Here is a 13,427-nt window from a genome sequence, read left to right as displayed (position 1 = left end):
GGCATAATGGAGCCGACTGACTGGCCCCCCGGCTAACCGACCTGGGGCCGGAGGCGGGGTTCACAACGGATGGGTTGCCCAGGCAAGGATGGGACAATTCGATGGAATGGCTGCTTTTCATTCTGGCCGCGATCGCGGTGTGGATGTTCATGTCCTACAGCCGACTGCGGCGGCTGGTCGAATATGTGAAGCGCTGCCACGCCAATATCGCCGCAGTTTTACGTTGCCCGCTTCGTCCACATGGTCCTCAGGCGTTTTGAAGCACTCGTCTAAGTTCGCCAGCCACGTAGGGCGACAGTCCTGCTGTTTCGGGTGTCAGCCGGGAAAGGAAGCGTCGCGCTGATCCTGGGTCCATATCCCTGTTGATCGTCAGGCCAGACAAGATGTGCGCCGTGTGGCGAGAGAGACCGAGGCTGATAAACTGGATCATCGTTTGTGATGCTGCTCCAAGCTCCAGGTACAAGGTCAGCGCTGGTATCTTCGCGACGTAAGAAACGTGTCCGGTTGTGATCAGGGCCTCTTTCAACACAGCTCCGTAGCAGCCCAGCATGTTCACGTATTTGAACCGGAGCTTGCTTTCCACATCCGTCAGCACCTCTCGGATGACCGTTCGGCTGGACCGGTTTTTGCCTTGGCTTTTATGGTACTTGATCGCCTCATCGATAATCATCGGCAACGGTTCACCGCGCATCCAGCGAAGAGCCAGAGGAGCCCAGTACCGATGATGTTGGCCGCTCTTCAGCTCAATATACTTGTGCACGCGAGCAAAAACCGGTCGTAGCTTGTCAAGTGATTCTTTCCATCCAGCGCTCGGATGCAAAGGAATCAGATAGTCGGGACCTTTTTTCCTGATCTTCTCGATCATGTAATCATAGAGTTCTTGCTGGCGGTACCCTGAAATCTGCGGGCTTGCTGCCAGCGTTTCCACGCTCAAACCGATCTGACTGTCAGCGATCACCAAGGCGGAGGTGATGCTCGCCCGTGTCTGCGGCGACAATCCGCTGAGGCGGTCAAGGGTGTCATCAAGCTGCCCCTGCCGGTGGTCGCGCAGAAGCTTTGAAAAGGTGGCTTCCAAGTGAGGAGAGGCGCCCGATGGATGGTCGGTCGCCGCTATGTACTCCAGCAACTCGGCCGACGTATCGGTCAGGGAGACCTCAAGCGACGGCTTAATAGGCTCATCCTTCGGCCCGGAGAGCGGGCTCGATTCCCATTCATCGTAATCAACAAGAAAGACGTTGCCTTGGAAGTCCTAACCGAGGCGACCGGCACGTCCCGCAAGGTTCCAGAAATCGACGGGTTCGATCGGGTTCTCTTCCCCCTTATGGGGGTTCTGCATGAACACGTTGCGCGCGGGCAAATTAACACCCTGCAGCAGTGTGCTTGTGCAGACAATGTAGTCGAGATGCCCATCAGCAAATGCACTTTCAACCGCGTTCCTTAACAACGGAGGGATGCGACCGTAGTGAAAGCCGACGCCGCTCTCCACGGTTTCAGCAAGCACGTAGCTCGGATGGACCGCCTCTTTCGCAAAAGCAGTAAGATCCTTGCGAATCTTGGCTGACAGCTCGTCGGGACCGGAGGAAGGCAGCACTTCGGCAACCGCAGGATCTTGCGACAGCTCTTTGATCTTGAATGCGATATCTTCGCATGCCGCAGGACCGACAGCGTACACAAGGCTTTGCGAGGCGTTTCCAAGAGCCCAACTTAGATACACTAGCCCATCGTGGGAATTGTAGATCGGGATCGCGGCATCGATCTCAGCGAGCGGGGTCTTCTCACCGTCCCGCCACAGTAGCATATCGATCTTCTTATCGTCGCCCACTCTGCGGTTCAGCAGGATGATGTTCTGGGCAACGGGAGAGTCTTTGGTCTTCAACACCTTGACGCTCTCGCGGCCGACAACTGTGCCGAAGACGGCCGGCTCCCGAACTTGCGGGGACGAGAACAAGAACTGCATGTCGGGGAGACGTCTTTGCAGATCCTGCAAGACCGAATGTAAGACCACGCCCCGGGAGCCCTCACCGATAAGATGCGCCTCATCGACAATCGCTACGTCGAAGCTGAGTTCAGGAGCCGTATGAAACAAAACCTGGAGCCGTTCGGGCGTGAGCACATAGATCGGCGTGCCTAGGACAGTCGGCGTTACCGGCATCGGCACCGTCGTCACCTCGAACGCCTTGTCGAGGCTTGCTGCGCGCAAATCCGTTGCAACTTGGCTGATCAGGGCGCGACTCGGCACAAGATAGACTAGGTTTGCGTTCGGACGCGTTCGCTTGAGCTGCTCGATATACGCCAGGAACACGAACGACTTGCCTGCCGAGGTGGGCGCTGAAAGCGCCAGAGAGGATCCAGACGTTAGCGCTTCCCAAACCGCCCGCTGCATGTCGGTAAGGACGGCGCTACGTTGGCCAATGCGCACGGTATTGTCCAGCTGACGGCCGAGGATCTCGTAAAAGACCCCCTCAGTGAGCGTCCGTGGCTCCGATGCCTCTTTGAACGCGAATTTGATTGCGGGGTAATTTCCAAGACGCGCCAAAATAAGTCTCGACGCCCCCATAATCCCTGCGAGAGTTTCGGTATAGGCTAGGGATCCGACACTGATGCGATACGCCAGCTGCCGCCATTCCGCTTCTTCAGATTGCGCGAATATCGCAGCGCTTTGAAGAAGCCGCCGCAAGGCTTCCTCCTCAAGCAAATGGCCGTCCGCAAAACCCACACCGCTCAAAATCGATTGACGCAGTATGGCCTCATAGTCGGCCGCGAAGCGCGGATCACCGCTAATTGTTTCACAAAGCCGGTCTACGAAATTCATGCCGTCACTCCGAGCTTCTCATAGAAGGCCGCCCTGAAGATCTTGAGAGATGGAAACGGCAGAAGGAAGAGATGCAGGTTCGTGGTGACTGGTAGGCGCTTGCCGTAGTGACGTTCGATCACACGGCAGGCGCTACCGATTCTCTTCTTGTACTTCTCCTCGAATGCCGAGGCGATTTTGTCGGGTTCAAGCGCGAGGATGCGGTTGTAGGCGGCGTATTCAAAACCCAACAGGCATGCATGAACAATACGTTTTTTCAGTGTCAGTTGCGATGTTGAGTACGGGTTAATGTATTCCGCGATCTTCGCCCGAAACGCCGGTTCCAAGCTGTTGAGGTCCGAAAGATTGTTCAGGATTTCAATCTCACGAGAGATCTGACCCTTATTCGCCAAAAGCTCTGCCATGGAGGTGAACGCAGCGTCAGCCGCTGACGAGAAACTTTGATATATTTTGGATTCTCCAAAATATATGGTCAGCATATCCTTGGACTCGTCATAACCAAGATGAATACCATCGGTACCATGAACGGGCATATTATTATTTGTTTTCAGGTACATCTTTGAGACTAAACGCGGCGCCTTCAGCACCCATTCTAATAAAGCGTAAAGGATTAGCTCCCCCGGCTCCCCACCAGATTCGAGTTGGTTCTTCGCTTTGATAAACAAGCTCTTCGCATCATCACCAAGCCTTACGATACGGTGATAATCAAGAATGGGGTCAATCCCCCGTAGCGCATCCCGGATCTTGCTCTTTGGGAGGCAGTAAGGGATTAGACAGTCGTAAAGGTACTCAACAAATTCCTCAACTGTGGGGACGCCATCAGCGAAAGTAATGTAGTGGAAGCTGCCAGTGAGCCGGTGCATTCCAGAAGTCCAGTCAAACGGGACATCTCTCAGTCGTATGCCGAGGCCCGAGTGATCCTTCAAAAGCGCAGCCATCGCGCCAGCGAGAGCCAATTGGTCTGTCGCCGAGGCAGTTTTTCCTTCGCCTGATGTTAAATCATTACTAGCCAAATCCACCCCTTTTCAAGCAGAATAGGTCAACACCAACTTTAAATCTACAGCTTTTCAGCCGGCAATGCGCGAACCAATCGCCGCGTGACCGGCATTTCCCAGCGCCCTCAGTTGAGCGAGCATATCACCTTCGGCCATGTCATCTGGCACAGTGACCGAACAGGTCGCCGTGCCGCTTTGGCTGAAACCACAGCACTTTTATCGCTTACAACCCTGCGGCCATATCTATCTGAATGAACAGTCCCCATCGTGGACATGAGCAACAGCATGGATGCCCGAGACTGGGGCACTTAGCTTCCAGTGCTTTAGCCAGTGTCCGGATCGATGTCGGCTGAAGCGTCGAGCTTGGCGTGAAAACTCCAGAGGCGCACAACGTACCAACCTACGGCCACAAATAGCGCTATAAGGAGAGCCTCGGCGACTAGAAAGACGACCTTCAGATCGTCATATTCTCCACCCTTACTAACGGCTTTACAAACAATTCCAATCGCTCTCGGTAAGAAGATGGCACCCACGACAACTGCGACGGCCAAGAGAACCGCCATCAAGTTGCGCGCTTGCGCCACTTGGCGAACTTGCTCGTTTCGGCTCTTTCGATAGCGCTGCGGCTTAATCGCAAGCGCGCCTGAAGCCTTCGGCTCCCAAAGGCCGAAAACCACAGTGAAGATAGTTAGCAGTAAGCTGATAGCAGAGAGGGGATCTGACATATTATGGCTGTAACGCCAAAAGCAGGTCGTCACGCGCCGCATTGTCCACTGTGTAGCGCCCCACCTCTGCCGCGATCGGCGATATCGGAGCATGCGGATTTGGCAGCGCCGCGAGCGTCTGATTCAACTGCTCGATAAAGGCTGGAGAATCGCAGACGATCCGATGTGAGTCGGCACCTTGTGGAGTGGCATCGTTGACAAGCGCGAGCAGCGTAGCCTTCATAGCCCGCTCGAGAAGTATTTGATACTTCGACATAGTAGCGCGAAGAAGGCTCCGACTACCCGTCCTAGTAGACTGAAACATCTTCGATACATCGCTCTCGCTGGGAATGCGACCGCCGAAAGTGTGCAAGATAAGCATCGCGAGCCGATGCTCGCGAAAGTCGTTACCTCTGGTGAAGGCTCCCGTACCAAGAAACATGTCAAGGTGCTCTTGGATGGCTGCTCGGGACACTTCGCCGAGTTTTATCTCAAGCGCCGCATCATCCGCACAAACGAAGATGTTACGGATGCGCTCCCTCTCAGGTGCAGATAGGTTGATCGTTGTCGATACGTCCATGCCCCCCCCTATTAACCAGATAATCCACCCACCCTAATCGCAACATTTTACTGCAAGGCGACGTCCACACAAGGAAGTTCTTGGCACGCGGAGTCAATTCAGTGATATTGATGCCTGTGATCTGAGTTCTGGCAATCTTCTGTTGGATCCACCTAGAAATTTTCCTCCGATTTCTGCGCGTCGAACCTTGATTACATGACTGCAGACAACAGCACTCTTCCCAGTGCTGTGGCTAACTGTGGATTTCGCCATCGGTCATTGAGCAGCAGCTCTCAGGTCTTCTTGAAGGCCCAGCGAACGGCTTATATGAGAAGCGCAGTTGCCATTCGGGTTTGGACTGCGCGCATGCCTGGTTCTGGCGGAAGCTACTGTTCTGAGTTTGATCGGCGAATGTTGCATTCTGGTCGAAACCGACGTCGGCCTATGCAGCCAGTAATCACGTGCTTTTCCAGAGCAAACTCTGACGCTAGTAAGACATCATGCGTCCGCCCCAATGGCCGGAAGGCCTCTGGCATCGTTTGGGCTGGTTCGCAGGCCAGGGGCGGCACTGCAGTGCCTCAAGCCTGCTGCTCAGGCCTCGCCACCGGCGCCCGGCGGGGCGGATCGCCGGAGAGCTTGCGCCGCAGCCGGCGGCGCAGCATCTTCACGTCGCGGCCGACGCGGCGAAAGCTCATCCAGGCGCCCGTGGCGCAGACCAGCGTCACCCCGATCAGCAGCACGATGGTGATCACATCCCACAGCGGGCGGCCGGGGATGAAATCCAGGCTGTGGAGGCCGTTGCGCAGCCAGCGGGACTGGCGCGCCGCATCATCGACCACGCGCCCGACTTCCCCCGTGGCAGCGTTCAGATAGATCCGCGTCTGCTGATCATCCTGCAGCATCACACGATAGGCGGGCTGCGCCTGCCGATCCTTGAAGCCATAGTGATAGGCATCTTCCCCGGTGAACAGTTCGGTTTCCCCGCGCGGCATGCTGCCGAGCGCGTTGGCCAGCGCCGCATCGACTTCGGCGCGTTGCAGGGGGGCCGGGCGTGCGTCAGCACCCAGCCGCAGGGGATCGGCAGCGGGCGCATGGGCCAGCACATGCAGGCGCCCGCCCAGCACCGCCGGGCGCAGCTGCGCTGTGCCATCGGGCAGGCCCTGATGCCCGGCCTGTTCGATGAAGCCGCGCACATCGGCCCATGTGGCCTTGCCCGCAATATCCTGACGATAGCTGTTGGGCGGCCCTTCCAGCAGGCCCCAGGGGCTCATGGTCATCAGCCCGCTGAACACCCAGGTCATGGTCAGGATGCCGAACACCAGCCCGACCATATGGTGCCAGTACCACAGCCCCTTGTAGGGTGAGATGCGGCCTTTCCTGCGGCTGATCCGGCCGATCCCGACATAGAGGCCGGTGATGGTGAGGAAGGTGCCGATGACGGAAGTCCAGATCACGATCTGGCTCCACAATTCGCCATCCTGCCGCAGCACCGTGGGATAGAGCCAGTGCGGAATGGCGCCCAGCCAGGCGAGAATCCGTTCGTTGCGGTTGGTATCCATCGCCACACTGCCGCTGGCAGCGGAGACATAGACCACCGTATCGGCGGCATCGCCCAGATCGACGCGATAGAGCGGCTGCGCAGAACGGAAGGCCTGCAGCGTCCACTGATCCTGTTCCTGCATCAGCACGGGGCGCAATTCGGCCGCCGGGGTGATACCCTTCGCCGCCGCGAACCGCCGCGCGACATCAGCCAGCTGTTGCGGGGTGAGTTCCGCCAGTTCGGTGCCGCTGATCAGATCGAAATTGCCGGCGGGGCCACCCCCGCCCCGCCGGCCGCCCCCACGACCACCACGGCCGCCGCCAAGGCGCAGCACGGGCCGGCCTTCCAGCATGTCGATCCGGAATCCGCCGATCTCATCCGTGTCGGCAAAGGGCAGCGCATCCAGCGCCAGCGGCGCCGACAGATCGACCGGCGCCAGGCTGGCCAGCGCTTCCTCCTCCGTAACGCCCGGCATTTCCTGATACATCATCACGAAGCCGGACAGGCACCACACCGTCATCAGCACGCCGACGAGGACGCCCGTGTAGCGGTGCAGCACCAATATGCCGCGGGAAAGCGCCGACTTCATGATCAGCGCGCGCCGAAGCTGTGGCTGATGGTGAGATAGAAGGTGCGCGGGGCGCCCAGGCGGCGCACCAGGCTGCGTTCGCCATTGATCAGTGCGGAGCTGAGGCCGCGCGCGGCATCCTGATCAAAGACGTTTTCCAGCCGCACGGTGGCGCGCCAGCGCTGATCATCATCGAGGAAGGAATGGGCCGACAGATCGGCGACGATGAAATCGCCCCATTCGCGCAGGCCCAGCCCCGTCAGCGTGTTTTCCGTCCGGCCGAAATATTTGGCGGTCAGGCTGGCGCCATAGGGCGCGTCTTCGGGCGACCAGTTCAGTGCCGCCTTGCCCGAATGCTTCGGCCTGCCCTGGATCTGGGTGTTGGTATTGCGGGCGATTTCCTCACTATAGGTGTAGGTGACCATGGCATCGAAACCGGCGGGCAGCTGGGCCGCCACCAGCGCTTCGAAACCGCGCGCCTTCACCTGGCCCGGCACGTTCACGAAAATCGAATTGAAGCCTTCGGGCGCGCCGATGGTGCTGCTGGCGATCAGGTTTTCGATCTTGCGATCCCAGCCCGCCAGGCTCCAGCGGAAGCCGCCGATCCGGCCGCTGGCGCCCAGATTGATGGCGAAGCTTTCTTCCGGCTTCAGATTGGGATTGCCATGTGTGCAGCAGGTATCGATGCCGTACAATTGCTCTGCATCGGGCAGCAGGAACGATGTGCCGACGGAGGCATCCAGCTGCAGCGCGGGCGACAGGACGAAGCTGCCCGAGGCGTTCCACACGGTGGAGCTGGAATCGGACTGTTCATTGTGGCGCAGGCCGGCGGCCAGACGCAGGCGATCGGAAAAATCATCGCTGGTGCGGATCTGGCCGAAGAAGGCGTGAACCTGTTCGGACTGGCCATCGATCAGCAGCACTTCGTCCCGGCCCTTGTAGGTCTGGTATTCATAGCCGATGTGATATTCCAGACCCGGATGCAGCTTCAGCTGCGCCAGCGCGTTGACGCCGAAATCCTTGAAGCCCCAATATGCGGTCGCCCGGCCAGCCGGGCCGTAATCCGTATCCCATTGGTGGTAATAGGTTTTCAGATAGAGCTTGGCCGCTTCGGACGGGGTGAAATCGATGCGGCCGATGGCAATCTGCTGATCGCGCATATTGACGTTCTGCGCGGAAACGGACTGGTTATCCAGATCGGCCCAGGTGCGCATGTAATGCAGCAGCACGCTGAGATCGGGCGTGAACTCATAGCCATATTTGATGCCGGCGCTGAGCACGTCGTAGGACCGTTCGCGATCGGTCACCGTATCGTTGTATTTGTCGAAGATGGCGAAGCCTTCGCCCTGATCCTTCACGCCCCAGACCATGAAGCGGTGATCGCCGACGGCCAGATTGACCCGGCCTTCGGCCCGATAGCCGACATTGGTGCTGGTTCCGACGGTGAAATCCCCGCTGGTTTCATCATCGAAGCGGTGGGTGACCAGATTGATCACGCCGGCCAGCGCCTGGGTGCCGTAGAACAGGCCATGCCCGCCCTTGAGCACTTCCACCTGCTGCACCATTGCCGCGGGCAGCGTGTCGGCCGGGCTGGTGGAATTGTAGAGGCGGTTGCCGATGCGCACGCCATCGATGGTCCACAAGACGTCGCTGTTGCGCGAACCCTGCAGCGAGATATTGGCATAGCTGAACGGGCCGGCCTGGCTCAGCACCGTGAGGCCCGGCACTTCCATGTCGAGCGCCTGGGCGATGTCGATATAGCCACGGTTGCGGATCGTTTCTTCCTCGATCACCTCCACCTTGTAGCCATAGCGCGACAGTTCCTGCGGCAGGGTTTCTTCCAGGCTGGCGGCCGTGACGACGATTTCATCGCCATCCTGGGTGCGGCGCTGCTGATCATCATCGGCATCATCCGCAGCCTCTTCAGCTGCGGCCACCGCATCGGCGGTGTTCGCCGTGATATCGTCCGCCAGCGCCACATTGGCCCAGCTCATGGCTGTCAGTGAAACGAGCCCTGCAATTGTCCGAAATGCCATATTTTCCCCGTGCTCCACATTCCCATCGGGAATGGAATATCCCTGCTGATCAGCCGACATGGGGTGATGATGACCGATCGCATCGCACAGGGTGCCGATCGGTGCAGTCTCGCCAATGTTCAGCTGAAGCTCCACGCAGATGAATGGCGTGGGTCACGGGGTGCGGGTAGGTTAATTACGGTAATCGTTCGAAACGTTACCGTTACCGGGCGTTACACCGCCGGAAGATCGGGAGTTTTCAGGTAGATAAGGAATTCACGCCCTCAGCGCATCATCCTGTTCGGCCAGCGCGGCTGGAACATCGTCGGCGGGCATGGCCGGTGCATAGAGATAGCCCTGGCCGGTGTCGCATCCCATGCCGAGCAGAATCGCTTCCTGACCGGGCGTTTCGACCCCTTCGGCGACGACTTCCATCCCGAAGCAATGGCCCAGGTTGATGACGGTGGCGGCAATCGCTTCTGCATCGGGGCTGCTGCCGAGCTTTTCGGTGAAGGAGCGGTCGATCTTCAGCAAGTCGACCGGGAACTGGTTGAGGTGGGACAGCGAGGCATAGCCCGTGCCGAAATCATCCAGCGCAATGCGCACGCCATGGTTGCTGAGCTTGCGCAGGGTCTGTTCCACTTCCTGCGCGCATTGGCCGAGGAAGACGTTTTCGGTCACTTCGATCTGCAGGCAGGTGGACGGCAGCGATCGGGCTAGCAGTTGATCAGGAATGGTTTCGACAAAGCCGCCACGACGGAAATCGCCCCCCGCCACATTGATCGCCACATGTTCGAATTCGACCCCGGCGCTGCGCCAGCTGACGATATCGTCGAGCACCTTGCGCAGCATCATCTCGCTCAGCGCCTCTCCGAGAGACGGATCCTCGAAGGCGGGCAGGATTCCGTCAGGCCCGCACAGCCGGCCATTGCGATCCCGCCAGCGCAGCAGGGCTTCGAAGCCGACGATGCGAGACGAACCCAAGGCAACCTTGGGCTGATAATGAGGCTCGATCGCGTCCCGCTTCAGCGCCTGACGGGCGGCGGTCATCTTCGTCTGGTGCTGTTCGACATCCAGCATCATCTGCGGCTCGAAGATGCGCAACTGGCCGCGCCCGGCCGCCTTGGCCGCGTAAAGCGCAATGTCGGCGGCCTTCATCACTTCGGACCGCGAACCACCCGACGCGGGAAGCAGGCTGGCGCCGATGCTGACGCTGCAATCCAGCAGCCGGTCACCATGGCTGACAGGTTCGCGCAACCGGTCGAAGATGCGTTCGGTCAGTTCCTCGACCGCCGCCTCGCAAGGGGCGGCAATGACCAGGGCAAACTCGTCCCCGCCCGTACGCGTGACCAGATCCTGTTCTTCGAGAACATCGCCCAGTCGCTGGGCAAGAATGCACAGCATCTTGTCGCCGGCATCATGGCCCAAGGTATCATTGACCGATTTGAAGTGGTCCACATCCAGGATCAGCATCGCATGGCCATCGCGCCGCCCCTCATCCGCCAGCAGCGCATCGAGCCGCGCCTGCAGCACCGTGCGATTGGGCAGGCCCGTCAGCGCGTCATGCTGCGCCATCCACAGCGCCTTTTCTTCGGTCCGCTTCTGGTGGGTAATGTCCCTCGCCACGACGATGAAGCGGCCGGAAGCATCCGAGGTTCGGTTGACGGCAATGTCGAGCCAGCGCCGTTCGCCGACACTGTTCAGCCGGTGGATACCGATATTGGCCGGTTGTTCCGCTCCGGCGATTTCCAGCGCACGCGTGGCCAGGGGGCGATCCGCTTCCGCAAGCATCGACAGCCAGTTCTGCCCCACTGGCGCGAACGGTTCTGCCCACATGCCGTCGGGACGGTTGCAGTATACCACCTCATAATCACGGTCGAGAATCAGGATGTAGTCCGGGCTGGACCGCAGAATGGTTTCATTGAGCGATTCGCTGCGTTCCAGCTCGTTGGTGGTCGACATCCACGACACCAGCATCTTGTGCAGGGCGAAAGAGGCTGACAGGATCGTCAGCATGAAGATCGGCAATTGCGCACTGATGATCGGAACCGCCGGTTCCTGAGTCAGCAGCCCTGCGATCATGCAGGGCACCAGCGCCAGCAGCACCATCGCTGCCGAGAGCCTGGGTGTGCCGAAATTGCGCAGGCACATGCCGCTGACCATGGCTGCAGCCGAAAGGCACGCGATCGTGGCCAGCACCCAATCGCCGCTGGTGATGCAAAGGAAGGTGCCCACCCCCAGCGACCCCGCCCAGACGCAGGACAGCAGTGCCGCCAGCAGACGCGGCGGATGTGCCCCCGCCGCGATCGCCCGGCGCCCGTGGAGCTGGACGGTGATGCGGATGACACCAAGCAGAAGTTCAAAAATCAGCCAGCCGATGAAGGCTGCGCTGGGCTGGCGTGCGGCGGCGATGGCTGCCACGACAGAGGTGTTGACGATCCCGCCGATGAAGATCGGTACCGAAGCGAACAGACCGTTTTGCAAACGGACGGCCATCGCCCCGGACACTTCCGTCCGGGAGCCGAGTAACCAGCCCGCCAACCTGTCGAATCGCGCCAGTGCCGCGCTCATTTCAATCCACCTGTACGCCCATTTGTAAAATTTTTAGGGCCAATTGGTTAACAATGACCCTCTCCAAGGGGCATTGAACTGCGGCTGGCGCACAGGAAAAAGCAGGTTTTGAGCCGAATCTGCAGATTGCAGCCCACAAATCACCCGACTGGCAGTTAACGGAGCGCCCAATCAGGCTGAGTAGAAGCTGAAGACCCACACACTCGCGAATCGGAGAGGCTACGGGTCAGTGCCCTGGTGCGAATGCCCCCTTGCCTGATCCTGTCACCACAGCACCCCTTTCACGGGTGTCAGCGGCTCCGGAGCTGGCTCACCGATCGCCTGCAGCAAATCGATTTCGATTGTACGGCACATCGCGCTCACGCACACGTCGTGCACGGTGTTGGCGAAGGGATCGACCAGATCGTCACCGATCGCGAGCACGGCAAGGAACATCAGGCCGGCAATGGTCGAGCCGAGCGGGGTCGCATAACCCAGCGTTTCGACCAGCCCAATCGGCAGGAAAATGCAGAACACATGCGTGAACAGGGTCGGAAAGAAGCGATACTGGTTTGGCAAGGGCGTGTTCTTGAGCCGCTCCATCCCACCCTGCGCATTGGAGATATCGATCAGCACGCTTTCGATCTGGCTTTGCTGAATCGTATCGAGCCATCCACGGGCGCGCGCTTGTTCCACCCGCCGGCCAGTACCATCAAGCAGACCGTTGGCGACATTCGTGCGAGCGAGCGCCGAGCGTGCATCTGCAGCGGGAAGGACGCGCAGCACCTCTTCGGCTACGTTCGTGCGCCGCAACTGGCAGCGCAGCGCATTCACATAGGCGATCTGGCGCAGGATGATCTCTCGCTGCAGTTCCGCCGAATCCGGCGCAGAGAGGAAATTGCGCACGGCGCGGGCAAGATTGCGCGAGGCATTGATCATGGATCCCCACAGTACCCGGCCTTCCCACCATCGCTGATAGGCCGAATTGCTGCGAAATCCGAGAAACAGGGCCAGCGCCGAGCCGAACAGGGTAAGCGGCAGGGATGGTGCCTTGAAGGGCAGCACGTAATAGACCACCGTGACCGCCACGTCCCAGATTGCCAGGATCAGCAACGGTTTCCACACCTCACGCACGATCTGGCTGACGCGCGGCATTCTGTCGATGATCATGTCATTACCTGTTGATGCTGGTCGAGTGGTGAGTGGTGACTGGGCGCGAAGCCGCAGATCAGTCCATTTTGGTGTCTATGGAATGTGCGATCGGTTATACAGCCATGCGGAAGGGGCATGTGCGTTCGACGCTACCACCATCTTGCCACTCTATCGTCAGGGATCTCCTCTGCCGCTGACGGCGTGGGTACTGGCTCGATGGGCTCAATGGAGATGCCTCAGGGATGCACGGAGGTTGCCCCCGACAACCTCTCGCTGAAGCAGCCGTTCCAGGAATCCGGCATTCCACCCCATGGATCCGCAAGCAGCGAAAAAATATTAGAGAATCGGAAGAATGTCTGGAGCGGGTAGCGGGAATCGAACCCGCATAGCCAGCTTGGAAGGCTGGAGCTTTACCACTAAGCTATACCCGCGAGACAACCGCGCATGGTGGTGAGCGGCCCGCTTGCCATCGGAAATACTGTTCCGTCAAGCTTTGTTGCGGCCTGCCGGCCTGCCGCGCCACAACAAGCGA

At 59.2% G+C, this 13,427-nt stretch carries 10 protein-coding genes and 1 tRNA gene; 1 reads left to right on the top strand and 10 read right to left on the bottom strand.

The window, feature by feature from the left end; all coding sequences use genetic code 11:
- The first annotated feature begins 101 nt into the window (after positions 1-101).
- Positions 102-260, top strand: coding sequence for a LemA family protein (locus GRI97_RS14025; protein WP_161391841.1), 159 nt, complete (start codon positions 102-104; stop codon positions 258-260).
- Here GRI97_RS14025 and GRI97_RS14020 read toward each other — a convergent pair.
- The 10 genes from GRI97_RS14020 to GRI97_RS13975 form a co-directional block, all read right to left on the bottom strand.
- Positions 248-1,075, bottom strand: a complete 828-nt coding sequence (locus GRI97_RS14020; RefSeq protein WP_161391840.1) for a hypothetical protein — start codon at positions 1,073-1,075, stop codon at positions 248-250. The genes GRI97_RS14025 and GRI97_RS14020 overlap by 13 nt on opposite strands.
- A 174-nt stretch (positions 1,076-1,249) precedes the next feature.
- Positions 1,250-2,812, bottom strand: coding sequence for a DEAD/DEAH box helicase (locus GRI97_RS14015; protein ID WP_161391839.1), 1,563 nt, complete (start codon positions 2,810-2,812; stop codon positions 1,250-1,252).
- Positions 2,809-3,825 (bottom strand): HamA C-terminal domain-containing protein, encoded by a 1,017-nt coding sequence (locus GRI97_RS14010; protein WP_161391838.1) that lies wholly within the window; start codon positions 3,823-3,825, stop codon positions 2,809-2,811. The genes GRI97_RS14015 and GRI97_RS14010 overlap by 4 nt, the downstream gene beginning before the upstream one ends.
- 305 nt (positions 3,826-4,130) lie before the next feature.
- Positions 4,131-4,532, bottom strand: a complete 402-nt coding sequence (locus tag GRI97_RS14005; protein ID WP_161391837.1) for a hypothetical protein — start codon at positions 4,530-4,532, stop codon at positions 4,131-4,133.
- A 1-nt stretch (position 4,533) separates the two neighbouring features.
- Positions 4,534-5,091 carry a hypothetical protein gene (locus GRI97_RS14000; protein WP_161391836.1) on the bottom strand — a complete coding sequence of 186 codons (558 nt, stop codon included), beginning with the start codon at positions 5,089-5,091 and terminating at the stop codon, positions 4,534-4,536.
- A 557-nt stretch (positions 5,092-5,648) separates the two neighbouring features.
- Positions 5,649-7,199, bottom strand: a complete 1,551-nt coding sequence (locus GRI97_RS13995; RefSeq protein WP_161391835.1) for a PepSY domain-containing protein — start codon at positions 7,197-7,199, stop codon at positions 5,649-5,651.
- A gap of 2 nt (positions 7,200-7,201) precedes the next feature.
- Positions 7,202-9,172, bottom strand: coding sequence for a TonB-dependent receptor plug domain-containing protein (locus GRI97_RS13990; RefSeq protein ID WP_161391834.1), 1,971 nt, complete (start codon positions 9,170-9,172; stop codon positions 7,202-7,204).
- Positions 9,173-9,469: 297 nt separating this feature from the next.
- Positions 9,470-11,689, bottom strand: coding sequence for a putative bifunctional diguanylate cyclase/phosphodiesterase (locus GRI97_RS13985; RefSeq protein WP_161391833.1), 2,220 nt, complete (start codon positions 11,687-11,689; stop codon positions 9,470-9,472).
- Positions 11,690-12,028: 339 nt separating this feature from the next.
- On the bottom strand, positions 12,029-12,913 hold the full coding sequence (locus GRI97_RS13980; RefSeq protein WP_161391832.1) for a bestrophin family protein: 885 nt from the start codon (positions 12,911-12,913) through the stop codon (positions 12,029-12,031).
- 339 nt (positions 12,914-13,252) lie between these two features.
- Positions 13,253-13,326, bottom strand: a tRNA-Gly gene (locus tag GRI97_RS13975).
- Between the last annotated feature and the right edge of the window lie 101 nt (positions 13,327-13,427).

It is taken from the genome of Croceibacterium xixiisoli, from assembly GCF_009827305.1.
Taxonomy (GTDB): Bacteria; Pseudomonadota; Alphaproteobacteria; order Sphingomonadales; family Sphingomonadaceae; genus Croceibacterium_C; species Croceibacterium_C xixiisoli.
The sequence above is the reverse complement of the archived record's forward strand: the minus strand, read 5'-3'. Positions and strand labels throughout refer to the sequence as shown.